General features: G+C 70.9%; 23 protein-coding genes. 7 read left to right on the top strand and 16 right to left on the bottom strand.

The window, feature by feature from the left end; translation table 11 throughout:
* Positions 1 to 241 precede the first annotated feature (241 nt).
* The 3 genes from ACPA54_RS04510 to ACPA54_RS04500 all read right to left on the bottom strand — a co-directional run bounded on the left by ACPA54_RS04510 (position 242) and on the right by ACPA54_RS04500 (position 2,212).
* Entirely contained in the window at positions 242 to 679 is a 438-nt protein-coding gene (locus ACPA54_RS04510; RefSeq protein ID WP_423527001.1) for a hypothetical protein, read from the bottom strand.
* Positions 680 to 1,374: 695 nt separating this feature from the next.
* Positions 1,375 to 1,932: a DUF4291 domain-containing protein gene (locus ACPA54_RS04505; protein ID WP_423526999.1), complete on the bottom strand. Its 558-nt coding sequence runs from the start codon at positions 1,930 to 1,932 to the stop codon at positions 1,375 to 1,377.
* A 43-nt stretch (positions 1,933 to 1,975) separates the two neighbouring features.
* Positions 1,976 to 2,212, bottom strand: a complete 237-nt coding sequence (locus tag ACPA54_RS04500; protein WP_423526997.1) for a hypothetical protein — start codon at positions 2,210 to 2,212, stop codon at positions 1,976 to 1,978.
* A gap of 428 nt (positions 2,213 to 2,640) precedes the next feature.
* On the opposite strand from ACPA54_RS04500, the gene ACPA54_RS04495 reads away from it, so the two are divergent.
* Both ACPA54_RS04495 and ACPA54_RS04490 read left to right on the top strand, forming a co-directional pair.
* Positions 2,641 to 3,135 carry a L,D-transpeptidase gene (locus ACPA54_RS04495; protein WP_423526995.1) on the top strand — a complete coding sequence of 165 codons (495 nt, stop codon included), beginning with the start codon at positions 2,641 to 2,643 and terminating at the stop codon, positions 3,133 to 3,135.
* Between the two features lie 242 nt (positions 3,136 to 3,377).
* Positions 3,378 to 4,997 carry an ABC transporter substrate-binding protein gene (locus ACPA54_RS04490; protein WP_423526993.1) on the top strand — a complete coding sequence of 540 codons (1,620 nt, stop codon included), beginning with the start codon at positions 3,378 to 3,380 and terminating at the stop codon, positions 4,995 to 4,997.
* Positions 4,998 to 5,086: 89 nt separating this feature from the next.
* Here ACPA54_RS04490 and ACPA54_RS04485 read toward each other — a convergent pair whose 3' ends face one another.
* On the bottom strand, positions 5,087 to 5,911 hold the full coding sequence (locus tag ACPA54_RS04485) for an ATP-grasp domain-containing protein (RefSeq protein ID WP_423526992.1): 825 nt from the start codon (positions 5,909 to 5,911) through the stop codon (positions 5,087 to 5,089).
* A gap of 380 nt (positions 5,912 to 6,291) precedes the next feature.
* Here ACPA54_RS04485 and ACPA54_RS04480 point away from each other — a divergent pair, with 380 nt between their 5' ends.
* On the top strand, positions 6,292 to 7,071 hold the full coding sequence (locus ACPA54_RS04480) for a HipA family kinase (protein WP_423526990.1): 780 nt from the start codon (positions 6,292 to 6,294) through the stop codon (positions 7,069 to 7,071).
* Positions 7,068 to 7,547, top strand: coding sequence for a DUF3037 domain-containing protein (locus tag ACPA54_RS04475; RefSeq protein ID WP_423526988.1), 480 nt, complete (start codon positions 7,068 to 7,070; stop codon positions 7,545 to 7,547). The genes ACPA54_RS04480 and ACPA54_RS04475 overlap by 4 nt, the downstream gene beginning before the upstream one ends.
* 90 nt (positions 7,548 to 7,637) lie before the next feature.
* On the opposite strand, the gene ACPA54_RS04470 is transcribed toward ACPA54_RS04475, so the two are convergent.
* Together ACPA54_RS04470 and ACPA54_RS04465 are read right to left on the bottom strand one after the other, a co-directional pair.
* A complete protein-coding gene (locus ACPA54_RS04470; RefSeq protein WP_345677589.1) occupies positions 7,638 to 7,814 on the bottom strand; it encodes a hypothetical protein in 177 nt (58 codons plus the stop codon).
* 173 nt (positions 7,815 to 7,987) lie between these two features.
* Positions 7,988 to 9,001 (bottom strand): helix-turn-helix transcriptional regulator, encoded by a 1,014-nt coding sequence (locus tag ACPA54_RS04465; RefSeq protein WP_423526986.1) that lies wholly within the window; start codon positions 8,999 to 9,001, stop codon positions 7,988 to 7,990.
* Positions 9,002 to 9,104: 103 nt separating this feature from the next.
* Between ACPA54_RS04465 and ACPA54_RS04460 the strand changes: the two genes are divergently transcribed.
* Complete coding sequence (locus ACPA54_RS04460; RefSeq protein WP_423526984.1) at positions 9,105 to 10,565, top strand: MFS transporter; 1,461 nt, start codon at positions 9,105 to 9,107, stop codon at positions 10,563 to 10,565.
* Between the two features lie 13 nt (positions 10,566 to 10,578).
* Here ACPA54_RS04460 and ACPA54_RS04455 read toward each other — a convergent pair whose 3' ends face one another.
* From ACPA54_RS04455 to ACPA54_RS04430, 6 genes are all read right to left on the bottom strand, one after another.
* Positions 10,579 to 11,217 (bottom strand): excalibur calcium-binding domain-containing protein, encoded by a 639-nt coding sequence (locus ACPA54_RS04455; RefSeq protein WP_423526982.1) that lies wholly within the window; start codon positions 11,215 to 11,217, stop codon positions 10,579 to 10,581.
* 235 nt (positions 11,218 to 11,452) lie between these two features.
* Positions 11,453 to 11,749: a hypothetical protein gene (locus tag ACPA54_RS04450; protein WP_423526980.1), complete on the bottom strand. Its 297-nt coding sequence runs from the start codon at positions 11,747 to 11,749 to the stop codon at positions 11,453 to 11,455.
* Positions 11,746 to 12,126: an ATP-binding protein gene (locus tag ACPA54_RS04445; RefSeq protein WP_423526978.1), complete on the bottom strand. Its 381-nt coding sequence runs from the start codon at positions 12,124 to 12,126 to the stop codon at positions 11,746 to 11,748. The genes ACPA54_RS04450 and ACPA54_RS04445 overlap by 4 nt, the downstream gene beginning before the upstream one ends.
* A gap of 37 nt (positions 12,127 to 12,163) precedes the next feature.
* Positions 12,164 to 12,823: a maleylpyruvate isomerase N-terminal domain-containing protein gene (locus ACPA54_RS04440; RefSeq protein WP_423526976.1), complete on the bottom strand. Its 660-nt coding sequence runs from the start codon at positions 12,821 to 12,823 to the stop codon at positions 12,164 to 12,166.
* Positions 12,824 to 13,261: 438 nt separating this feature from the next.
* The gene (locus ACPA54_RS04435) at positions 13,262 to 14,494 is read right to left on the bottom strand and encodes a cytochrome P450 (RefSeq protein WP_423526974.1); all 1,233 of its coding nucleotides are present in this window, start codon (positions 14,492 to 14,494) and stop codon (positions 13,262 to 13,264) included.
* 156 nt (positions 14,495 to 14,650) lie between these two features.
* Complete coding sequence (locus tag ACPA54_RS04430) at positions 14,651 to 15,253, bottom strand: TetR/AcrR family transcriptional regulator (RefSeq protein ID WP_423526972.1); 603 nt, start codon at positions 15,251 to 15,253, stop codon at positions 14,651 to 14,653.
* A gap of 306 nt (positions 15,254 to 15,559) precedes the next feature.
* On the opposite strand from ACPA54_RS04430, the gene ACPA54_RS04425 reads away from it, so the two are divergent.
* Together ACPA54_RS04425 and ACPA54_RS04420 are read left to right on the top strand one after the other, a co-directional pair.
* Complete coding sequence (locus tag ACPA54_RS04425) at positions 15,560 to 16,894, top strand: aromatic ring-hydroxylating oxygenase subunit alpha (RefSeq protein ID WP_423526970.1); 1,335 nt, start codon at positions 15,560 to 15,562, stop codon at positions 16,892 to 16,894.
* A 117-nt stretch (positions 16,895 to 17,011) separates the two neighbouring features.
* Positions 17,012 to 18,109, top strand: a complete 1,098-nt coding sequence (locus tag ACPA54_RS04420) for a zinc-dependent alcohol dehydrogenase (RefSeq protein WP_423526968.1) — start codon at positions 17,012 to 17,014, stop codon at positions 18,107 to 18,109.
* 81 nt (positions 18,110 to 18,190) lie between these two features.
* On the opposite strand, the gene ACPA54_RS04415 is transcribed toward ACPA54_RS04420, so the two are convergent.
* The 4 genes from ACPA54_RS04415 to ACPA54_RS04400 form a co-directional block, all read right to left on the bottom strand.
* Entirely contained in the window at positions 18,191 to 19,408 is a 1,218-nt protein-coding gene (locus tag ACPA54_RS04415; RefSeq protein ID WP_423527816.1) for a PP2C family protein-serine/threonine phosphatase, read from the bottom strand.
* 124 nt (positions 19,409 to 19,532) lie between these two features.
* Entirely contained in the window at positions 19,533 to 20,339 is an 807-nt protein-coding gene (locus ACPA54_RS04410; RefSeq protein ID WP_423526966.1) for an exodeoxyribonuclease III, read from the bottom strand.
* Between the two features lie 105 nt (positions 20,340 to 20,444).
* Positions 20,445 to 21,164, bottom strand: coding sequence for a flavodoxin family protein (locus tag ACPA54_RS04405; RefSeq protein WP_423526964.1), 720 nt, complete (start codon positions 21,162 to 21,164; stop codon positions 20,445 to 20,447).
* Positions 21,165 to 21,223: 59 nt separating this feature from the next.
* Positions 21,224 to 22,909 (bottom strand): ABC-F family ATP-binding cassette domain-containing protein, encoded by a 1,686-nt coding sequence (locus ACPA54_RS04400; RefSeq protein WP_423526962.1) that lies wholly within the window; start codon positions 22,907 to 22,909, stop codon positions 21,224 to 21,226.
* Positions 22,910 to 23,075: the final 166 nt, after the last annotated feature.

Raw genomic sequence — 23,075 nt, 5'->3', positions numbered from 1 at the left:
GAAGGCAGGACCGCCCGGCTTCCGCGGGGGTTACCGGTTGCGTACGTCGATCAGTGTGGCCAGGCCGACGAGGATGCGGTCGCGGCCGAAGTCCCAGGCCTGGGTCCTGGTCCGCGGACCCGGCTGCCGAGGCGAGGGCCGCGGTGAGGGCGGGGAACGGCTCGCCGTGTGTCTCCATCAGCTCGCCGAGCACGGCGCCGAGCCGGCCTTGGGGGTTGCCGGCGGACGCGGCGGGGCGCGGTCAGTCCAGGGCGTTGTCCAAGTACCACCAGCCGCCGTCGAGGTCGAGGTGCGGATAGACGAGCATGCCGTAGCCGTCGAACTCGGTTCTCGGCGTCGGTACCGCGTCCAGCCAGGCGATGCCGACGGCGTCGTCGGGTATGCCGGTCCAGGTCGGGAAGAAGAACCCCGAGGCCCGCGCCGAAGACTGCCGGTCCGCGCCCCCCAGCTGCGAAACCCTGCCGGTGACGGACAGATTCCGGCGGCCTCGCGGCAGTCGCGGCCCGTAGTAGTCCCACGTTTCGGGCGCCCCCAACTCACCCGCCTGGATGCGGGCGAGGACGTCCGCATACTCGCCGCGGTGACGTTCGAACCAGCGTCCCGCACTCTCGTGGGTGCCCGCGATGGACGGACCGCTGCCTGTGCCGTCCCTGAATTCGACCGCCCGCCGGCCCGCCACCCCCGCCACCCCCGCCACCCCCGCCGCCGGCAGCCCTGGCGCGGCCCCGAGAAGCCACCGCCGCGACCTGCGGCGAGCGGCCGCCTCTTCGCGTGCAGACTCCGGCGGAGGCGCAAAGGGGTCCGAGACGAGCACGGCAAGAACCTCCAACAGCACGATTGGTCAACGGCGTCCAGCAGGCTAGGCCATGCGTCCCGCGATGGTGCGGCTCCGTGTCGCGAGCTGCCCGTTTCAGAAACCCCGGACAGCGAAGGATGGATCACCGGAGGCACAGCGCAATTGCGCGCGTCCAGCCGGCGCATCGCGTCCGCGCCCTGCCCGGAGCCACCGGAAGCGTCACCACCGCGTCCACGGATTCCGAAGTCTCAAGGCGGCGTTGCGGGCTCGTGCGCGTCCGACCGCGTACCGGTCCGGGCGTGTCAGGCCCGCATCTTGCGGTGCACGGCTGCGCGGCGGAGGGCCGCCAGGCCGGCCACCGTGCAGGGCCCGCGCACATACCGCCCCCGGCTTGGTCGGCCCCCACGAACCCCGCCGGATGAGTGCCTCCTTTCAGCAGCGGCGCTAGCACGCTCCTTCATGCTCATCGCGGGAATCTGCCGGCCCGCGCCGTTCCCTGTGCAACGCACGCCCCTCTCCCGTTGCAGGCCGTATCGCTGCTTGTCCCGGCCGACCGCTGTGCGGAGTTGCCGCGGTCGTCAGCGTCCGTCCGTGAGGCTCGCGGGGAGGTTCGGGTACGGCCGTTCGGGTGGGAGGAGGCGGCGTGCCTGGGTGTGGCGGCCGGTGCGGAGCAGGTCGGCGATGGTGCGGGTGCGGGCGGTCAGGTCGGTGATGTCGGTGGTCCAGTCGTCGGCGTAGGCGCGGATGAGGGTGCGGCCGATGCCGACTTGGATGCTGTAGTGGTTGAGGGCGGCGCCGCGGAGGGAGCGTTCGGGGTCCCATTGGATGTGGATGTCGGCGCGGGCTACCTCCTCGGGGTGGCGGGTGGTGAGGGTGCCGTGGGTCAGGGCGTGGTCCCAGGCGGTGCGGGTGATGCGGATGGCGAGGATGCGTTCCTGGCCGGGCTTGCGGGCCCAGTTGCTGCGGTGCATGAGCCACAGGTACGAGGGTTTGATCCAGGTCATGCGGCCGAACGAGAAGGGCGGCACGAAGCGGCCGGCGGCGAGTGCGCCGTCGGCGACGGCGGCGGGGTAGGCCTGGTAGACGACGATGGTGCGGTTGTCGTGGTCGGCGCGGATCTCGTACGGCGCGGTCATCCGGCGACGGTGCCAGGCCGCCGGGCAAGGGCGCGAGGGGTTTTCACGGTATGGAGGGGCGGGGTCGGTCGGTGCGGTCGCCGACCGAGTCGGAGGCGATCATCAGGGCGGCGCCGATGACGACGAGGACGATGTTGGACCACAGCAGCACGGTGCCGTGCAGGAATGGGATGTGGTGCAGGACCGTCCACAACCGGAACCAGCCGAAGAAGTGGTGCACGATGCCGCCCAGGCCGATGACGGCCAGGACGAATCCGGCGGTTTCCAGGAGCTTTTTCATGGTTCCATGCTGGCCGCGGGGCCCGGTGGCGACTACGGCCGCAGGTCGACGCGTGGACCGACGAAAGTAGCAGGGCGGGTCGCCGACGGAGGCCCCGTCGAGCTCCCGGGGCCGGCCGCGGCCCGCCGGTCGCCCGTCCCGGTACCACCCCCGACTCGTTTCCGTTGGACTCCGCACAGGCTCGGCCTGTCTCGGGTTCGGCGCGGCCCCGCCTCTCGTTCCTCCCCCGGCCTTGGCCTCGGTCCCGGTCTCGGCCGGATCACGCCGCCGACTGGCCGAACGTCATCCATGCGGGTGAACGCCGAGGTGCGTCAGGCCGGTTCGGGCCGCGATGCTGGTGGCCTTTCCGGCCGGGGCCGCCTCGGGTGGCTGTTCCGAGGCCGGGATCGTGTTGTCGGTTGCGAGTGCGAGTTTTGGAGTTGTTTCCCATGCGTCTCGTTGCGCGTTCCGCGGCTCGGCCGTGGCGTCATGCGCTGGTTTCGGCTTCGATGGCCGGGGCGTTGGTGTTCGCGTTGGCTCCGGCGGCCGAGGCGGCGGCGTCTCCGCCGCAGTCGTGTCCGCGCGGGTATGTGCGGATCGTGTGTGTGGATTTGACGCACCAGACGATGTGGGTGCAGGACAAGGCCGGCGAGCGGACGTTCGGGCCGGTGCCGATCCGCAGCGGCCGCAAGGCTTTTCCCACGCGTGCGGGGATGAAGAAGATCTACGCCAAGAAGGTCAAGGAGTGGTCGACGCTGTACAACGTGTCGATGCCGTACTCGCAGTACTTCGACGGCGGGCAGGCGTTCCACGCGTACGCGGGCGCGATGTCGGATCCGCCGGGGTCGCACGGCTGCGTGAACATGCGCTACTCGGACGCGAAGGCGTTGTTTTCGGTGACGCGTACCGGTGACCAGGTGTACATCTGGGGCCGCAAACCGTAGCGCCCCGCCCCGTGGGACCTCTGCCGGGCCCGGAATAGGTGCCGATTCCGGGCCCGCGGCCTGGCACGGCGTGCCAACAACTGCTCGCATCCGCGCGGGATCTGGACTTCTGACGCTCCGTCAGTTAGGCATGCCCGAACAGTTGAGAGCGCGGCTCCTGCGGCATGCCACGGAAACGGAATATCCGGTTCCGTATCTGTCGCATCCCCGGCCGCGTGCGCCAGCTCCCGGAAGGACGTCCCATGCACCACGCACCGACCCCACGCCGCCGCAAGCGCAGAGCAGGCGCCCTGGCCGCCGGCGTGGCCGCCCTCGCCCTCGTCGCCACCGCCTGCGGCGGAGGCGGCAGCAGCAAGAACAGCGGCTCCCCGGCCGGCGCCGAAGCCGCCGCGACCGCGGCCGCGAAGCCCGGCGGCTCCCTCGAGATCATCGCCGTCACCGACATGGCGAAGATCGACCCGTTCGGCGCGATCAGCAACTACTACGTCGACAGCTCACGCCTGAACGCCATCTACGACTCGCTCTTCTACAGCGAGCCGAAAACCGGAAAGGCGATTCCGCAGACCGGCGAAAGCCTCACCGCGGACCCCACCGGCACCGTGTGGACGCTCAAGATCAAGCCCAACATCAAGTTCACCGACGGCACCCCCTACGACGCCGCCGCCGTGAAGTGGACCTGGGACGAGCACAAGAACCCCGAACGGCGCTCCCTCGTCGCCGGCGCCGCCGCCCCGATCGCCTCCACCGAGGTCGTCGACCCGCTGACCCTCAAGGTCACCCTCAAGGCGCCGAACGCCAACTTCGACCGCGTCGTCGCGTCGTCGCTCGCGTTCATCCCCTCGCCGACCGCGCTGCAGAAGGACCCGCAGGGCTTCGCCGCGCACCCGGTCGGCGCCGGGCCGTTCACCATCAGCGAGTGGGTCCGCGACAGCCACATGACCCTCGCCAAGAACCCCACCTACTGGCAGGGTCCGAGCAAGCCGCTCCTGGACAAGGTCACCTTTCGCGTCCTCAGCGACAGCGAGCAGGCCCTCAACGGCATAGCCGCCGGCCGCGGCGACCTCAAGGTCACCGTCAGCTCCACCGACGCCGCCAAGGCCAAGGACCGCGGACTCGGCATCACCCAGGTCCCCGTCATCGTCGGCGAAGCCATCGTCTTCAACGCCTCGCGCCCGCCGTTCGACGACCCGCGCGCCCGCAAGGCCGTCGCCCTCGCCCTCGACCCGAACGACATCAACAAGATCGCGTTCACCAACCAGGGCGTTCCCGGCACCAGCATCTTCCCCAGCGACAGCCCCCTCGTCGCCCCCGGAACCCCCGGCATGCCCGCCGCCAACCGCGCCGAAGCCCAGCGCCTCCTCGACGAACTCGCCGCCGAAGGCAAGCCGCTGAGCTTCACCTACCTGCTCCCGCAGAACAACCAGGCAGGCAAGACCGGCGAGTACATCCTCACCCAGCTGAACACCCTCAAGAACATCAGCGTCAAGACCGAGACCCAGGCGATCGTCACGTACACCAACACGGTCCGCGTGCAGCGCAACTTCCAGGCCGCGATGCACAACTGGACGGTCTCCGACGTCGAACCGACGGTGTACAGCTACCTGTACTCCACCAGCCCCAGCAACTTCCTCTCCTACAAGAACCCCCAGGCCGACGCCGCCCTCGACCAGGGCCGCAAGACCAGCGACCCGGCGCAGCGCCAAGCCGCGTACACCGAACTGGCCAAGCAGCTCGCCCAGGACGTGCCCCTGTGGCCGTACCAGGAAGGCCGCATCACCGCCTACTTCGGCAAGAACACCGCGGGACTCCTGCTGAGCAACGACGGCGTGCTCATCATGGACCGCCTGGGACGCCGGGGCTGACCCCACCACACCCGCAAGCACACAACCCGGGGGCGCGGTCACCGACCGCGCCCCCGCGGCATGCCCGGCACCGGGCCCGCCGCGGGCGTTCAGCCCTCCACGACAGCCGCCGCACGCACGAAGCCCGCGTCACGGGCACGCACTTCCCCGGCCGGACCGGCCGCACGCAGCACCACCTCCAGCACGGCGTCCGGATCGCACGCGTAGCCGCCGGAAGCCCAGGCGGCGTTCGCCTCGACCACCGCCCACCCGCCGACACCGGCACTCTGCGGCAGCCCCGGCTCCGCCGCGCCGATGCGGCCGACGTCGACGACCACGGCACTCGGCAGCCGCCCCGCCTCCGCGTCCAGCACGTGTTGCGCGAACGCCCACGCTTCCGCACCGTCCGGGCACTCGTCCGCGGGCACCACCGCCAGATCGCCGTCCACGGCGTAGCGGCTGACCGCCACCACCCGCCCGTCGAGGCAGAACGCACGGAACTCCGCACCGAAGCACACCACATCGGACACCAGGACAAGCGCGCCCGCGTCGACCAGCTCCGGCGACGGCAACGCCCCGGCATCCGCATACACGCGGGCCGCGAACCGCTTCTCGTTCGGCGGCTTCACGAACAGCGGGCCCGCGAACCCGGCCCGCAACTCCGCCAGCGTGGCCGCCCACACCCGCCGCCCCAAAAACTCCGCAGACACACCCGACAGCCACGTCTCCGGCACCTCCAGCAGCGCAACACCCAGCTCGCCGGCCACCGCATCGGCGAACAACGAACCCGCGTACACATGCGCCGCCACACCACGCAGCTCCCGCGGAACACGCCAGCCGGACAAACGCTCGGCACGCAGGCCGCGGCGCAGCGCGGCACCCACCAGCTGCCGGTCGGTTTCGGTACTCCGCGGAGCCAGGACGAGAACGGACATGGCGCCAGGGTGACGGACCCGGCGGGGCGGGGAAAGCGAAATTGCGGGGCTGCCGCGGGGCCGGCACGGGAAAGCGCTCAGTCGGCGCGGACGGCAGCGGAGCGGCCCGCCGGACCGCCCATGACGCGGCATGACAGCCCAGCACGCCCGAGGTTCGAAGCAACCCCGCCGCCACACATCGGACCCTGCCCGAGGGAATCCCCGCCCCGCACCAGGCACCACCCGCAACTCCGCACCGGCACAGCAGTCGGCCCGCAACGCCGCGCTCCCCTGGCCCGGCACCACCATCGAGCCGCCCCACCCCGGTCGCCGCCTTCACACCACTGCCCCGCCCCCCGCGGCGGTATCAAGATCACCCCGGAACGCCCTAGGCTGGCCTCGTGCTCCCCCTCGTCCACGCCATTCGCTACGTCACGCCGCTGCGCGAAGGCGGCTCGCTGCCCGGCATCGTCGAAGCCGACGACCTCGGCACGTACGTCGCCAAGTTCCGCGGTGCCGGCCAGGGCCCCAAGGTCCTGGTCGCCGAAGTCGTCGTCGGTGAACTCGCGCGCCGGCTCGGTCTGCGGGTGCCCGACCTCGTCGGTCTCGACATCGACCCGGTGATCGGCCGCAGCGAGCCCGACGAGGAGGTCCAGGACCTGCTGCAGGCGTCCGGCGGGCTGAACCTCGGCATGGACTTCCTGCCGGGCGCGGTCGGTTTCGACCCGGCCGCGTGGGAGCCGGACCCGGTCACCGCGGCACGCGTGCTGTGGCTCGACGCGTTCACCAGCAACGTCGACCGCACGTGGCGCAACCCGAACCTGCTGGTCTGGCACGGCGAGCTGTGGCTCATCGACCACGGCGCCGCGCTGTGGTTCCACCACGCCTGGTCGGCAGCGAAGGCCGCCGCCGCGCGGCCCTACGACGCGTCCGACCACGTGCTCGCCCCGACCGCGGCCGGGCACCTGCACGACGCCGACAAGGTCCTCGCCCCGCAGATCACCCCCGAGCTGCTGGCCGAGGTCACCGCACTCGTCCCCGACGCCTGGCTGCAGCCCGGCGACGGCGAGATCGCGCTCGGCCTCGACTCCCCCGACGCGCTCCGCGCCGCGTACTCCGACCATCTGCTCGCACGGATCGACCACCGTGCGGCCTGGCTCCCCGAGGTCGATGCCGCATGACCTCCACACGCACCACCCCCAGTGTCCCGGACCTGCCCGCCACGGTCCCCGCGACCGCGCCCGCCGCGGCCACGCTGACCGCCGAAGCCCCGGCCCGGCCTCGCGAGTTCTTCGAGTACGCGCTGATCCGGCTCATCCCCCGCGTCGACCGCGGCGAATGCATCAACGCCGGCGTCGTCCTCTACAGCCAGGCGTTCGACTTCCTCGGCGCACGCACCCACCTCGACGTGGCCCGCCTCGGCGTGCTCGACCCCGCCGCGGACACCGTGCAGACCCGCGCCGCGCTCGCCGCCTGGGAACTCGTCTGCGCGGGCGCGCCCGGCGCCGGACCCGCGGGCACCGAACCGCTCGGCCGCCGCTTCCGCTGGCTCACGGCGCCGCGCAGCGCCGTCGTCCAGCCCGGGCCCGTACACGGCGGCCTCACCGCCAACCCGGCCGCCGAACTCGACCGCTTGTTCGACCTGCTCGTGCTGTGACCCCCGGAAGACCGGCGGCCCGCGCGCACACGGATACCGCCGGACGGGTTCCCCGCCGACATGGACGATCGTTTCTGCGGAGGGTCGCCGTCAGTCGCGCTCGGTGACCAGAAAGACCGCCGAAACGATCGCCATCACACTCCAGCCGAACCACATCCACGGAGCGGGTTCGTACAACGCGCTGTACAACGACGCAATCACCAAATAAACAAGCGTGCAGATCACAAGGCCGCGCGTCTGCGAGCCTGGGGTGACACCGGTGGCCATAGGCCCTCCCCGGAAACAGCGGCTGACGGGCCGGGACGCGGCCCAATGCCATGTCTTTGCAGGCTAGCGCGCCGACCCGCCACAACGGCACCGATCCGGCGATGTCGCCCCGCAGTGTCGCCGCGCCACCCCCGGACCGGCACTACCCCACCGCGACCCGACGACACGCCCGCTCACACCACCGCCACCGCAGCCGACACCCCCAGCGCCACCCCCGCCGCCCCATCCGCATCCGGACCCACCGGATTCCGATACCGCCGATACCCGTGCTCCGGACACCCCGTCCGCAACCACGGAACCGACCGCAAACGCAACAACTCCGCACGCGTCGCCTCGTCCACCGACGTGTACACCGTCATCCGCGTCTCCGGAACCGCCAACGCCATCTGCGTCGACATCAACCGCAACTCCCCCAAATCCGGATGCCGCATCCGCTTCACATGCGACTCCGCCGCCGCCACATCCTGACGCGCCCACATCGCCGCGAACTCCCCACTCGCCGCACACAACCGCGCCACAAAAGCCGACCACGCCGGCTCCCCGATATGCCGCCCGAACGCCGGACGCAACGACGCCACCAACCGCGGCATCTCCGCCGGCGCATCCACAAACGGACTACAGCACAACGACCCCGTAAACACATGCCACATCACATTGCACTCACCACGCGGCGCCATCGTCACCGACGGAAACAACGCCGCATACGACGCATTCCACGCCAGCACATCCCACCGCGCGTTGTACACCGCCGCCGGCAACGGATCCAACGCCGCCAAAATCACCGGCACTTCCGCCGACACACAATCCCCCACCTCCGGCAACGCCACCGAAGGAATCCCCGCCAACCGATACAAGTGCTCCCGCTCCGGCACATCCATCCGCAACGTCCGCGCCACCGCATCCAACACCTGAGCACTCGCCTTGATCGGCCGCCCCTGCTCCAACCACGTGTACCAAGTCACCCCCACACCGGCCAACTGCGCGACCTCCTCACGCCGCAGACCCGGCGTACGACGCCGCGACCCCACCGGCAACCCCACCTCCGCCGGACCGATCCGCTCCCGCCGCGACCGCAAAAACGCCGACAACTCGCCCCGACGCACCACATGCCCCGCCACCGGCACATCCCCACCAACCGCCGACCCCACCACCGAACCCGACGCCACGCCACGCTCACCCGCACTCATACCGGCCATCCTCACCCACCCAGGACCCGCCATCCAGGTACCGCCCATACCCGGATAACCGCACTCCTGTTACCGGTACCCGCCACCCGCAAAAGTGGCCGCCATGACCACCCTCACCACCCCGGCCACCCCCACCACCACACCACCACGCACCCGCCCCGCACTCCTCCTCACCGCCGTCCTCACCGGCCAATTCATGGCCCTCCTCGACGTCTCCGTCGTCAACGTCGCCGGCCCCACCCTCCGCACCGACCTCCACGCCACCGGATCCGCACTCCAACTCATCGTCTCCGGCTACACCATCGCCTACGCCGCCCTCATCGTCACCGGCGCCCGACTCGGCCGCACCCTCGGCACCCGACGCCTCTTCCTCACCGGACTCGCCGTCTTCACCGCCGCATCCCTCGCCTGCGGCCTCGCCCCCGGCACCGCCACCCTCATCACCGCCCGCGCCATCCAAGGCACCGGAGCAGCGCTGATGGTCCCCCAAGTCCTCGTCTTCATCCAACGCACCTTCGACGGCACCGCCCGAGCCCGCGCCCTCGGCCTCTACGCCGCCGTCATCGCCGGAGGCGCCGTCGCCGGCCAAATCCTCGGCGGCCTCCTCGTCAGCGCCGACCTCTTCGGCTGGTCCTGGCGCCCCGTCTTCCTCGTCAACGTCCCCGTCGGACTCGCCCTCCTCACCCTCACCCCCCGACTCCTCCCCGACGACACCCCCGCACCCACCACCACCCGAACCCGCCTACGAGGCCTCGACCTCCCCGGACTCCTCGCCGTCTCCCCCGCCATGCTCCTCACCGTCGTCCCCCTCGTCCTCGGCCACGAACACGGCTGGCCCCTCTGGGGATGGCTCTCCATGGCCGCCGGCGGCATCCTCTTCGCCGTCTTCGCCCGCATCGAACACACCACCGAAAAACACGGCGGCACACCCCTCGTCTCCGGCCGCCTCCTCCGCACCCCAGGCGTCACCCCCGCAGCCGTCACCCTGCTGCTCACCATGACCGCCTACGCCGGATTCCTCTTCACCCTCGCCCTCTACCTCCAAGGCACCGGCCCCGCCGGACACGACAACGGACGCGGCTACACCGCCCTCCACGCCGGACTCGTCTTCGTCTCCGGCGCCGCCGCCTTCGCCCTCGTCAGCCTCAACTGGCAGAAAATCCCGGCGCGCTTCCACGCCCTGCTCCCGGCACTCGCCATGCCCATAGTCGCCGCCGCCTACCTCGCCCTCGGCTGGGCCCAGCACGAACACGCCAACCAAGCCGTCGTCATGGCCGCCCTCGCCGCCGTCGGCATCCCCCTCGGCGCCGCCTACAGCCCCGTCATGGCCCTCGGCCTCCGCAAAGTCCCACCCGGCGACGCCCCGGACGCCGGCGGACTCCTCGCCACCGTCACCCAATTCGGGCAAGTCCTCGGCGTCGCCGTCTTCGGCAGCCTCTACCTCGGCCAAGCCGGCAACGGCGCCGGCCACGCCGCATGGATCACCGCACTCGGCATGGCCGCCGCATCCCTCGCAGCCACCGCATCAGCCGCCGTCCTCCACCACGGCACCCGCCGCGCCTGACACAACCCGCGACTCAGCCGCGGTCGCACGCCACCCCGTCGCCGTCCCGGTCCAGCATCCGCGAATACCCGGGCTCCCCGACATGCAGCGGCGCCGCACCGGCTGCCCGCGCCTCGGCACAGTTGCGGTAGAACACGATCGTCGTCGGGAACGGGTTCTTCGTGGTCGGACGCGGATCCGGCCGCGTCGGCTCGTTCCTCGGCGGCGTCGTCACCCCACCCGTCGGCGACGCCTTCGTCGGCGCACCCGTCGACTTCTGCGCACTCACCGTCGGCTGCGCGAGGCAATTCTCCTTGCTCGGCACCGCACCGAAATCGACCTTGTCCTGCACACTCGACGGACCCGGCTTCGGCGTCTGGTCGCACACCTTCCACGTCTTGTCCGGCACCGGCGCCCGGTTCTTCCCGACCGCATCGTGATAGCCGATCGACGCGAACCCCAACTGCTTCGCCGTCGCTGTCGCCGCCGCCAAATCCTTCCCGGTCAAATCGGGAAGCTCCACCATCACCTGCGCCCCGCCCTGCCCGGGGGTGTCCTTCGCAGCCGCCTTGGGCGTCGTCTTCGACCCGCCCGAACCACCACTGCACCCGGCCAAAAGCAACGTCGAAGCGGCTATCAGCACCGCCGCCTTGCCTGCGGCATGGTCACGCATCGTCTGCATCTCCTCGTACCACTGTCGGTCCCGGAGGCCCCGGAACCGCCCGGGGGCCGCCCGTCGCACCGGGCCGTCCGCAAACCCTAGCGACGCCGCCACCCGCCCCGCCCGGGCACCCGGCCCCCCACATCCCCTTCCAAGACGCGCCCACCCGCGCCGCCGGATGCGTCAATCCGCGGAACGCGGCACAGCGCCCCGGCTTGTCCGCGATGTCCCCGAACGGAACGACGGATCACGCGCGGTCGGACCACCCGGGGAGCAGATGACGCGTCAAGCGCACGCCCGAACGGCGGTCCTCGATACGGAGATCGACACGGCCTTTGATACACCCCTCGCCTTCGGGGCGGGGGCTCGCGAGAGCGTCCGCGGCGTCCCCCGGCAAGCCGTCCGGAACGAAGGTCCGGTCGAGCACGAACTCGATGGCGGTGCCGTGCCCTTCGGCAGGGCCGAGATCGGCGAGCCCGGTGCCGCGCCGGTAGCCCGAGTCGAGCCGATAAGCCCGACCGAGATGGCACAGCGAGACCGTCACCGCCGAGCACAACGCGGTCGGAACCGCCAAGCCCATGCCGCGGGGGGGTTCATGCCTGTGAGCAGTTGGCGGAACATCGCCACCGCGCACGGGGTTCCGTCAGCGCGGGGCAGTGTCGGCAATCCGGGGCCGTCGTCGGCGACGTGGAAGCGGTGGTCCGACGCGATCACGACGTCGACGTGCAGCACCGGTCCGACGGGCTGTTCGGACAGCGCGTCGTCGACGGCGTGCCGCAGCACGTGGAGCGGCAGCAGCGGGTCGTCGCGTTCTGCACCGAAGAACATCCCGATGCGCCGCCGCACGACCTCGTGCGCGTCGGTAAGCACGACGATGTCGCGGGCGCGGTACCGGGGTTCCTCGGGAGGCGAGTCGGCCATGGCTGCATCATCCCGCAGCGTCCTGACGTGCCGCACCTCAGCCGACGACGAACGGCAGCTGCGTTGCCAACTCCCCCAGTTCGGCCTCCTCGGGCGCGGTCGCGGTGCGGCGCCCGGTGCCCACGAGAAGGGCGTCCGTGTCGGAGAACGAAGCCGGGAAGGCAGCTCCCGCGATCTGCTCGAGCATGGCGCGGGACCGCGCCAGGCCCGGCGCGGGCGGCGCAGCGGCGTCGGGCAGGTAGGCGACCAGGTCGAGGTGGTGCAGTGTCCACTCCAGGACATACGCGCCCAGGTAGTCGCGGGCGGTGAGCACGTGGCCTTGGGTCTCCACGCGCAGCGTGGGATCGGCCAGTTCGGCGGCGCGGCCGGCTGCGGAGCCGATGTCGTCCAGATGGAAGGCGAGCAGTGCAGGATCCTGGTACGCGGCGGCGAGCCGCACGATCAGCGCGTCGAGGGGGTCGCTGCCGTCGGGCGGCGTCTGGGTGACGCTCCAGTATGTGACCGCGTCGCGGGTCGGCGCGCCGTCCGCCGGGGTGGCCAGGGTGATGAGGACGTCCTGCGCGTCGATGACCAAGTGGCAGACGAGGTCGCGGACGAGCCAGCCGCGGCAGCCCGACGGCCGGGCGAAGTCCTCCTTTTCCAGCGCGGCGACGGCTTCACGCAGGGCTGCCCACGACGGGGAGAAGAGATCGTCCACGTCGGCACGCTAGTGGGGCCGGCACGGGCGGACAAACACATTCCGGCGGTCGCCGGGGGGGCAAGGCGCTCGCCTTCGGATGCCTCCGCCGCCCCGGCACGTCGCCACCGACGCCCGCAACACATCCGCCCGCTCCTCCGCGTGAACACCCGCCGACGGCGGAGCCATCGAGCGGGGTGGTGTGCCGGAGACCCCGCCACCCGGCAGGTTGCGAGGCTCCGGCGCGCGGAGCCGCCCGCCGCGCGATTCCCCTTCTTCTTGCTGGTGAGGGGTTGTGGGGGTTGGTTATGGGATAGGCCAGCAAGGGCCAGTTACTTATAGCTTTCGCGGGCACACGAATGCCCCTCCGCTGCTCCCGTAGGCGGAGGGGCATTCATGGGGCCGGCCGGGTCGGGCCGGGGTTCCGGGGTGAGGCGCGGGGCGTCTCGGGCCGGGTGGTCAGGCGTAGTTGACCTGGAGTTCCTTGATGCCGTTGATCCAGGCGTGGCGGAGGCGGCGCGGTTCGGCCGCCTTGCTGATGTTCGGCATCGCGTCGGCGATGGCTTCGAACATCAGGTTGATCTCCATCTTGGCGAGGTTGGCGCCGAGGCAGAAGTGCGGGCCGCCGCCGCCGAAGCCGAGGTGCGGGTTCGGGTCCCGGGTGATGTCGAACTTCTCCGGGTTCTCGAACACGGTGGGGTCGTAGTTGGCGGAGCTGTAGAAGATGCCGACGCGCTGGCCTTCCTTGATCTCCTGGCCGCCGAGGACGGTGTCGGCGGTGGCGGTGCGCTGGAAGGACATGACCGGCGAGGAGTGCCGGACGATTTCGTCCGCGGTGGTGTCCGGGCGGGACTGCTTGTACAGCTCCCACTGGTCGGGGTTGTCAAAGAACGCGAGCATGCCGTGGGTGATGGCGTTGCGGGTGGTCTCGTTGCCGGCGACCGCGAGGAGGAGCACGAAGAAGCCGAACTCGTCGGAGGACAGCGAGCCTTCGGATTCCGCGGCAACAAGCTTGGAGACGATGTCGTGCGCGGGGCAGGCCTTGCGCTCTTCTGCCATGCCCATCGAGTACATCATGACCTCGGCGGCGGCCTGGGCGCCGACGGAGGAGTCGGCGGCGTACTCGGGGTCGTCGTAGCCGAGCATCTGGTTCGACCACTCGAAGATGCGGCCGCGGTCTTCCTGCGGGATACCGATGAGTTCGGCGATGGCCTGGAGGGGCAGTTCGCAGGCGACCTGGGTGACGAAGTCGCCGCTGCCTTCCTTGAGGGCATCGTGGACGATGCGCGCGGCACGCTCGGTGAGGGCGTCCTTGAGGGCGTTGATGGCGCGGGGGGTGAAGCCGCGCTGGACGATCGACCGCAGGCGGGTGTGCTCCGGCGGGTCGATGTTGATCATGATGAGCTTCTGGGCGTCGATGGAGCTGACGTCCATGCCCTCGGCGAAGCGGATGATCGCGGTCTTGCGGTTCGTCGAGTACAGCTCGGGCTTGGTGGACACCTCCTTGACGTCCGCGTGGCGGGTGACGAGCCAGTAGCCGTCGTCGCCGAAGTTGGACACCTCGGGGGTCTGCGGGACCCAGATCACCGGCGCGGTCTGGCGCAGGGACGCGAACTCCTCGAGCGGGAGGCGCTCGATGTACAGGTCCGGGTCGGTCGGGTCGAAGCCTGCCGGGATGACCGGACACGTCATGGGAGCCTCCTGTTGCCGGGGCGGTCGGTGTGACCTGTGGATCGGTGGATCTGCGTTCGGTGGAGCCGTGGAGCTGCGGAGCCGTGGAGCGGATGTGCGGGGGCGCGGCCGCGGTGCGTCGCGGGCCGCGCGGGTGCCGCGGGGCGGCGGAGACGGTCAGCCGTGCGCGGGGACGGCGCGCACGGAGGGTGCGGGCGCGGTGCTGCGGGTGCGCCGGGGGGTGAGCAGGCGGCGGACGATGTCCAGCAGCACGGCTCGCAGTTCGGGGTCGGGCAGGTGCGGGAAGGTGGCGATGGCGGAGTAGAAGCCGCCGAGGGCCACGGTTGCCGCGACGCGGTATTCGACCGGCCGGGCGGGGTCCTGCAGGACGCCGTCGACGCGGGCGGTGATCGAGCCGAGGCGGGGGCGGACGGCGGGGTGGGTGCCGACCGAGACGTCGTGGTGGAGGATCACCGCGAGCGCGCGGTAGCGCAGCAGGAAGTCGACGTAGCCCTCGAACAGGACGCGTTGGCGGGCCGCGTCGCCTTTGCGGCGTTCGGCGTCGTCGAGGACGCGTTCGAGGTCGTTGAGGGCGGGCCGCATGAGCGCGTCGAGGAGTTCGTCTTTGGTGCGGAAGTGGTAGTACAGCGCGGCTTTGGTGACGCCGACGCGGTCCGCGATGGCCTGCAGCGAGGTGCCGGCGAAGCCGTGTTCGCCGAACAGGTCGACGGCGGCCGAGAGCACCTTGCCGTAGGTGTCTTCGGGTGCCGGTGCGGCCATCGCGGGTTCTCTCCCCCGGGTCGTGTGCGGGTGGGTCGTGCGGTGGGGCTGTGTGTCAGAACGTACGTCGTGGATTGCCGGATGACAAGCCTGATGCTGCGTCAATTTTGCTGGGATCCCTTATTCTTCGGGGATTCTTACTTGCCGTGTGGCTAGTGCGGATGGGCCTGCTGTCGGGCGGATGGCCAGGTGCACACGTGTCGACCTGCGCGGTCGCACAGCGCGACCCTTGTACGCTCCGCGAGCCCGTGGCACTCTGCGCCCCGCGAGCGCCGCGCGCCCGACGCGGCGCGGCAGGAGGCCCCGATGACCGCGACCCAGGACCACCCGGCGATCGCCGACGCACGGCTGCACCAGGGGGAGGACGACGGCACGGCGACGGGGCCGGTCGACCCCGGGGCCGGTCTCGTGCGGATTCCGGCGCACCGCTACACCTCGGCGGAGTTCGCGGAACTGGAGCTGCGCCGCTTGTGGCCGCGGACGTGGCAGCTGGCCTGCTGTGTGGACCATGTCGCGGAGCCCGGGGACTGGTTCGAGTACCGGGTCGGCCCGTTCTCGGTGCTGATCGTGCGAGACGGCGACGGGACGCTGCGGGCGTTCCAGAACGCGTGCCGGCACCGCGGGAACAGCCTGTGCAGCGGCTCCGGTTCGGGGCTTGCGGAGTTGAAGTGCGGCTACCACGGGTGGACGTGGGACTTGGCCGGGCAGCTGCGCCGGGTGCCGGGCCGGAAGGGCTTCGGTTCGCTGAAGCTGTCGGAATTCCCGCTGCTGTCGGCGCAGGTCGACACGTGGGGGCCGTTCGTGTTCGTCAACCTCGACCTCGAGGCTCCCGGTCTGGACGTGTATCTGGAGGGCGTGCCGGCGGACGTGTCGTGGGCGCGGCTGGAGGAATTCCGTTGCACGGCGTCGGTGGTGGGCGAGGTGGCGGCGAACTGGAAGACGGTGGCGGACGGGTTCAGCGAGACATATCACATCCAGACGCTGCATCCCGAACTGCTGCGCAACATCGACGATGTGAACGCGCCGCAGCGGTTGTGGGGGCATACCGGCAAGTCGGAGCAGCTGTACGGGTTGGCGAGTCCGCGGTTCGCGGACGGTCTGAGCGATGCCGAGGTGTGGGATTCGTTCGTGGTGACGCAGGGCGGGCGGATGGGCGTGTCCGAGCCGGGTTCGGTGCCGGAGGTGCCGGACGGGTCGACGGTCGCCGATGTGATCGCGGCGCGGATCCGGGCGCATGCGGCGACCCAGGGGTCGGACTTGTCGGGGTTCGACACGGACCGGATCATGCGGCTGCACCAGTACAACCTGTTCCCGAACTGTTCGGTGCTGGTGACGGCGGACACGTTGAGTGCGCTGGTGGCGCGGCCCGGTGCGGCGCCGGGGACGGCGGAGATGGGCATCTTCGCGTTCCGGCGGGCGTCGGCGGGCGCGCCGTTTGCGAAGCCGGTGGATCTGCGGGTCGCGTTCGAGGACCTCGACCTGGGCTATGTGCTGAACCAGGACGCGGCGGTGCTGGCCGGGATTCAGCGGGGGCTGAACCAGCCGGGGCTGACGGAGATCGTGCTGTCGCAGGAGGAGAAGCGGGTCATCAATACGCACCGCAACCTGGAGCGGTATCTGGGGATCGGTCCGGCGGACTGAGCCGGGTGCGGTCCGGGGCTGGCGCTCGCCGCCGATATTTCGAATAATCGTCACGCACGTTCGACAACTCGACGTGCGTGATCGGTTTTGCAGGGTGTGGCGAGCGGAGGAGCGGCGATGGGCGGCACGGCGCGGGCGGCGGTTTTCCTCGGGGACGGAACATACGAGGTCCGGGAGTTCGCGGTCCCCGCGCCTCCGCCCGGCGGTGCGGTGCTCAAGGTCGAGGCCGTCGGTATGTGCGGCAGTGACGTGATGCAGTTCCACGGCCAGAAGCACGTGCCGGGCGAGGCGAGCCCGGTGGTGCCCGGGCACGAGATCGTCGGCCGGATCCACGCGATCACCCCGGAGGCCGCGGCCGCGTGGGGCCTGGCCGAGGGCGACCGGGTGTGCGTCGACGAGATCGTCAAGTGCGGGCGTTGCAAGACGTGTCTGGCCGGTGCCGGGCTGTGCACGAACCTCCAGCTGTACGGCTACACGATGGGCGCCGACCATGAAGGCGGCTTGTGGGGCGGTTACGGCGAGTACTTGCGGCTGCTGCCGAACACGCACCTGATGAAGGCGCCGGAGTCGCTGACCGCGGCCGAGCTGACCGTGTTCGAGCCGCTCGCCAACGCTCTCAACTGGGTTGCGTCGGTGCGGGTCTCCCCCGGCGACCGCGTGGTCGTGCAGGGCCCCGGCCACCAGGGCCTGCTGTGTGCGGCGGCGGCGCTGGCGTGCGGGGCGAGCCAGGTCATCGTGACCGGGACCGGCGCCGACGAGCTGCGGCTGAAGACCGCACTCGCGCTCGGCGTGCACCACATGGTCGACGTGGACGCGGAGGACGTCGTCGCCCGCGTCGGCGAACTGACCGGCGGCAGCATGGCGAGCGTCGTCATGGACCTGACGCCGGTGCCCGCGGCGTTCCGCACGGCGCTCGATCTGACCGCGCTGTCGGGGGCCCGGGTGGCCTTGGCCGGGCTCAAGCACTTCACCCCGGTCGACGGCGTCCTGGTCGACCTGATCTCGCTGAAGAACATGTCGATCCAGGGCTGCGCGGGCTCGACTCCGTCGTCGATGGAGCAGGCGGTGCGTCTGCTCGCCGACCGCCCGGAGATCGCGCGCACGATGGCTGGGACGCATGTCGGCCTGGACGACGTCGAGCACGGCATCGCGCTCCTCGAGCGGCGTGCCGCGGGCGAGGACGCGGTGCACGTGAGCCTGGTCCACGAGGGCTGACCCGGGTTCGCGGGCTGCCTTCCGGAGGGACGGCCGGGAGGCGGCCCGTGCCGGTGCCGGGTCGGCTGTGGCGGCGGGCCGCTACTGCGGCGGGTGCCATTCGAAGAGCAGGATGGTCACGTCGTCGTGCAACCGGTGGCGCTGGTAGTCGAGGATGGCGTGGATGAGCAGCCGCAGCACTTCGGCGGGGCGCTCGCCGGCGGCCTTGGAGCGGATGATGAAGTCGGTGAAGCGGTCGAGGCCGAACTCGGCGCCGTCCTGGTCGCGGGCCTCGACGACGCCGTCGGTGTAGAGCAGGACGCAGTCGCCCGGTTCCAGCGTCGCTTCGTGCACCTGCCACGCCGCCGAGGCGAGCGGTCCGGCCAAGCCGATCGGCGGTTGCGGGGGGCTTTCCAAAGCCCCGGTGATCACCCGCTCGGCACGGATCAGCAGGGGTGCGGGGTGGCCGCAGTTGACCCAGCGCAGCACGCCGGTCTCGGCGTCGAAGCGGCACAGCACTCCGGTGCAGAACTGGTCGGGCCGCCAGTGCGCGATGGCCTCGTCGACGGCGCCGACGACTTCGGCGAGGTCGCCGTCGCCGCGGCGGGCGTTCCGCGCCGCCGCCATCGCCACCGACGAGGTCAGGCCCGCGGTCAGGTCGTGGCCCATGGCGTCGAGGATCATGGTGTGCAGCACGTTCTTGACCACCGAGTGGTCGAACGCGTCCCCCGCGATGTCGTAGGCGGGTTCGAGGACCGCGGTCGAAACGCACCTGACGGTGCCGATAGTGCGCGGAGGCAGGAAGGCCCGCAGCATCTCGGCGGGCAGCTGCATGGGTGCCACGCGCATGCGGGAGGCGAGCCAGTCGCTGTAGGTGCGTTTCGACGTGATCAGCATGGCCATCAGGTGGGCCAGCATCCGGCTGCGGCGCATCCGGACCCCGTCGAGGGAAGCGGTCCGCACCGCCAGGACACCGAGCCGTTCCGCGCCGTCGAGCAGCGGCATCCAGGCGACCAGGCCGTCGCCGGCCTCGGCCACCCGCGGCGAGACCGTGCGGTACGCCCAGCCGGCCAGCGACCCGTCCACCGGCAGGGACTGCGCGGTCTCGTCGAGGGGGATGAGCACTTGCTGTTGCAGGTCGACGAGGTAGATCGCCGCGGCGTCGAGTCCGAGGGCGGAGGCGCACCGGTTCGCCAGGCGCGGCAGGTCGACGGGCCGGTCGGTCTGCGCTTCGCTGATCAGTCGGTCCAGTCGGCTCTCGTCGATGGCGGGGCCGGGACCGGGCGGCTGGTGCGGTGGTGGGTCCGTCACGGGGATCACTCCCTCCGTGCCCAGTCTCACACCGATGCCGGCTTCTCTCGCGTCACGTGAGCAGCACGTTTGGCGTCCGCTGTCGAGGGCAGCCTCGCCGGATTCGCGGACGGCCCGGCCGCCCGCGGCTCGGTTACTCGGCGGTGAAGTCGTAGGCGACGGTCACCGGGGCGTGGTCGCTCCAGCGTTCGGCGTAGGTGGCGGCGCGTTCGACCACGGCGGTGGCGGCGGTCTTGGCGAGGCCCGGGGTGGCGGCGTGGTAGTCGATACGCCAGCCGGTGTCGGTGTCGAAGGCCTTGCCGCGGTAGGACCACCACGAGTAGGGGCCGGCGACGCCGGGGTGGAGGGAGCGGACCACGTCGACGTAGCCGATGGACCCGAACACGCCGTCGAGCCAGGCGCGCTCTTCGGGCAGGAACCCGCTCTTCTTGAGGTTGCCCTTCCAGTTCTTGATGTCGGCTTCGGTGTGGCCGATGTTCCAGTCGCCGCACACCACGACCTCGCGGCCGTCCGCGGCGGCCTTCTCGCGCAGCACGACCAGGTGCGCGCCCAGCTCGGCCATGAACCGGTTCTTCTCGTCCTGCTTGGGCGTCTCGGCTTCGCCGGCCGGCAGGTAGAGGCTGACGACGGTGACGTGCGGCAGGTCGATCTCGATCCAGCGCCCGGCGCCGTCGAACTCGGCGGAGCCGAAGCCGACGCGGTGCGCGGACGGCTCGATGCGCGAGTACACCGCGACGCCGGCGCGGCCCTTGGCGGCGGCCGGGGCGTATACCGTGTGCCAGCCTTCGGGCTCGCGTACCTCGTCGGCGAGCTGGTGCGGCTCGGCGCGGACTTCCTGGAGGCAGACGACGTCGGCGGAGGTGCCCGCCAGCCACGCGGTGAAGCCCTTGCCGGAGGCCGCGCGCAGGCCGTTGACGTTGATCGAGGTCACGGTGAACATCCCGGCAGGGTAACCCAAACGGGGGCGAACCCGGTCCGCGCCCGGGCTGCTGCCCGGGCGCGTCGCGACGACCGGGTCCGCCCGCGGCGGGTGCGAGTGCGGGTGCTAGCGGTACTCGGGGTTCTCGAAGTCGAACCTGGTGCCGGCGTCCCAGGCGGTGCGCTGGTTGCCGTAGGCGGGGAGGCCTCCGGCGTCCTTGAGGAGGCGGGCGAGGTGCAGCATGTTCCATGTCATGAAGGTGGTGTTGCGGTTCGTGAAGTCGTTCTCGGGGCCGCCGGATCCGGGGTCGAGGTAGGACGGGCCGGGGCCGGCTTCGCCGATCCAGCCGGCGTCGGATTGGGGCGGGATCGTGTAGCCGATGTGCTGAAGGCTGTAGAGGACGTTGCTGGCGCAGTGCTTGATGCCGTCTTCGTTGCCGGTGATGAGGCAGCCGCCGACGCGCCCGTAGTAGGCGTACTGCCCGGCGTCGTTCAGCTCGCTCGAGCACGAGTAGAGGCGTTCGATGACGCGTTTCGTGACCGAGCTGTTGTCCCCGAGCCAGATCGGGCCAGCGAGGACGAGGATGTCGGCGGCCATGACGCGCTCGTACAGGCCGGGCCACGCGTCGCTCGCCCAGCCGTGCTCGGTCATGTCCGGGTACACGCCGGTGGCGATGTCGTGGTCGACGGCGCGGAACTCGTCGACGGTTACGCCGTGCTTGCGCATGATGTGCCGGCTGATCGCGACGAGCCCCTCGGTGTTGCTCCGTTCGGGCGAGCGTTTCAGGGTGCAGTTGATGTACAGCGCGGTGAGGTCCTCGTAGCCGGCGGGCGGCGCGGTGGTCACGGTGGCTCCGGGGTGGGTCGGCGGTGGTTCCGCGGACGGATACCCCGGAGTGCGGCCGGTCAGCCGCGTTTGCGGGCCACGCGCCGCTCGTCCCATACGGGCTGGTCGGATTCGCGGACGTGCCCGTCGCTGCCGAAGACGAGGAACCGGTCGAATGCCTTGGCGAACCAGCGGTCGTGGGTCACGGCCAGCACGGTGCCGTCGAATACGTCGAGTGCCTGCTGGAGGGCTTCCGCGGAGACCAGGTCGAGGTTGTCGGTCGGCTCGTCGAGCAGCAGCAGGTTCGCGCCGGACAGTTCCAGGAGGAGGATCTGGAAGCGTGCCTGTTGGCCGCCGGACAGGGTGTCGAAGGTCTGCTCGGCGGCGTAGGCCAGTTCGTAGCGGTCGAGCACGCGCGCGGCCGCTTCCAGTCCGAGTCCGGAGCGGTGGGCGTCGCCCCGGTGCAGGATGTCGGCGAGGGTCTTGCCGTCGAATTCGGGATGCTCGTGTGTCTGCGCGAACCAGCCGGGTCGGACGCGGGCACCCAGCCGGGCGTTGCCGGTGTGGGCGACGGCTGCGACGGCGGTGGCGTCGACGGGGCGGTGTTCGACGTCGGGGTCGCTGCCGCCCGCCGCGAGGAGCCGCAGGAAGTGCGATTTGCCGGAGCCGTTGGAGCCGAGCACGGCGACCCGGTCGCCGTACCAGACCTCGAGGTCGAACGGCTGCATCAGTCCGGTGAGTTCGACGGATTCGGCGATGACGGCGCGCTTGCCGGTGCGGCTGCCGCGCAGACGTACCTTGACGTTCTGCTCACGGGGGATGTTCTGCGGCGGTCCGGCGTCCTCGAATTTGCGCAGCCGGGTCTGGGCGGCTTGGTAGCGCGACGCGAGGCCGTCGTTGTAAGCGGCTTTGTTCTTGTACATCTGCACGAGCGCCTTGAGCTTGGCGTGTTCTTCGTCCCAGCGCCGCCGCAGCTCTTCGAAGCGGGCGAACCGGGCTTCGCGTGCCTCGTGGTAGGTCGCGAAGGAGCCGCCGTGGACCCAGGCGGTGTTGCCGGCGGCGCCGAGTTCGATGGTGACGATGCGGTCGGCGGCGTTCGCGAGCAGTTCGCGGTCGTGCGAGACGAGCAGGACGGCTTTGGACGTGTCGCGGAGGGCGCCTTCGAGCCACTGCTTGCCGGGGACGTCGAGGTAGTTGTCGGGCTCGTCGAGGAGCAGGACGGGGTCGGGTCCGCGCAGCAGTGCTTCGAGGGCGAGGCGTTTCTGTTCGCCGCCGGAGAGGGTGGTGATCCGGCGCCATTTGGCGACGTCGTAGCCGATGCCGAGGGCGGCGGTGCAGCACTGGTCCCAGATCGGTTCGAGTTCGTAGCCGCCCGCGTCGGCGAACTCGGCGAGGGCTCCGGCGTAGGCCATCTGGGTGGGTTCGTCGTCGGTTTCCATGAGCGCCAGCTCGGCGGCGTCGACGGCGTGGACGGCGTCTCGGATCCGCGGCGGCGCGAGGGAGACGAGCAGGTCGCGCACCGTCGATTCGTCGCGGATCCGGCCGATGAACTGCGGCATGACGCCGAGACCGCCGCTGCGTGTGACGGCGCCCGCGTCGGGTTTGATCTCCCCGGTGACGATCCGCAGGAGGGTCGTCTTCCCGGCTCCGTTGGCGCCGACGAGTGCCGTGGTGTTCCCGTCCCCGACGCGGAAGCCGACTTCGTCGAGCAGGACCCGTCCGTCGGGCAGTGAGTAGCTCACCGTGTTGATGTCGAGATGCCCCACGGCGCGCGTACTCCGAATCCGGGTGGTGTGGATGTATCCGGACTTCTTATCGCGCGCGGAGGCGGGACGCCAGCGGATATCGCCGGAGCGGCGTGCGGGCGGGGCCGGCGGGGAGCGCCGGGAGGGGGTGGCGTGTGCGGTGCGGGCGGGCCGGTGGGTGGCCGGA

Source organism: Uniformispora flossi, assembly GCF_049534875.1.
GTDB classification, from domain to species: Bacteria; Actinomycetota; Actinomycetes; order Streptomycetales; family Streptomycetaceae; genus Yinghuangia; species Yinghuangia aomiensis.
This window is presented reverse-complemented; position numbering and strand designations above follow the sequence as displayed.

Excerpts from the sequence above, each read along its gene's own strand:
- ACPA54_RS04505 (WP_423526999.1), bottom strand. The coding sequence starts at position 1,932 with ATGACCGCGCCGTACGAGATCCGCGCCGACCACGACAACCGCACCATC.
- ACPA54_RS04500 (WP_423526997.1), bottom strand. The coding sequence starts at position 2,212 with ATGAAAAAGCTCCTGGAAACCGCCGGATTCGTCCTGGCCGTCATCGGC.
- ACPA54_RS04495 (WP_423526995.1), top strand. The coding sequence starts at position 2,641 with ATGCGTCTCGTTGCGCGTTCCGCGGCTCGGCCGTGGCGTCATGCGCTG.
- ACPA54_RS04490 (WP_423526993.1), top strand. The coding sequence starts at position 3,378 with ATGCACCACGCACCGACCCCACGCCGCCGCAAGCGCAGAGCAGGCGCC.
- ACPA54_RS04485 (WP_423526992.1), bottom strand. The coding sequence starts at position 5,911 with ATGTCCGTTCTCGTCCTGGCTCCGCGGAGTACCGAAACCGACCGGCAG.
- ACPA54_RS04475 (WP_423526988.1), top strand. The coding sequence starts at position 7,068 with ATGACCTCCACACGCACCACCCCCAGTGTCCCGGACCTGCCCGCCACG.
- ACPA54_RS04470 (WP_345677589.1), bottom strand. The coding sequence starts at position 7,814 with ATGGCCACCGGTGTCACCCCAGGCTCGCAGACGCGCGGCCTTGTGATC.
- ACPA54_RS04465 (WP_423526986.1), bottom strand. The coding sequence starts at position 9,001 with ATGAGTGCGGGTGAGCGTGGCGTGGCGTCGGGTTCGGTGGTGGGGTCG.
- ACPA54_RS04460 (WP_423526984.1), top strand. The coding sequence starts at position 9,105 with ATGACCACCCTCACCACCCCGGCCACCCCCACCACCACACCACCACGC.
- ACPA54_RS04455 (WP_423526982.1), bottom strand. The coding sequence starts at position 11,217 with ATGCGTGACCATGCCGCAGGCAAGGCGGCGGTGCTGATAGCCGCTTCG.
- ACPA54_RS04445 (WP_423526978.1), bottom strand. The coding sequence starts at position 12,126 with ATGGCCGACTCGCCTCCCGAGGAACCCCGGTACCGCGCCCGCGACATC.
- ACPA54_RS04435 (WP_423526974.1), bottom strand. The coding sequence starts at position 14,494 with ATGACGTGTCCGGTCATCCCGGCAGGCTTCGACCCGACCGACCCGGAC.
- ACPA54_RS04430 (WP_423526972.1), bottom strand. The coding sequence starts at position 15,253 with ATGGCCGCACCGGCACCCGAAGACACCTACGGCAAGGTGCTCTCGGCC.
- ACPA54_RS04425 (WP_423526970.1), top strand. The coding sequence starts at position 15,560 with ATGACCGCGACCCAGGACCACCCGGCGATCGCCGACGCACGGCTGCAC.
- ACPA54_RS04420 (WP_423526968.1), top strand. The coding sequence starts at position 17,012 with ATGGGCGGCACGGCGCGGGCGGCGGTTTTCCTCGGGGACGGAACATAC.
- ACPA54_RS04410 (WP_423526966.1), bottom strand. The coding sequence starts at position 20,339 with ATGTTCACCGTGACCTCGATCAACGTCAACGGCCTGCGCGCGGCCTCC.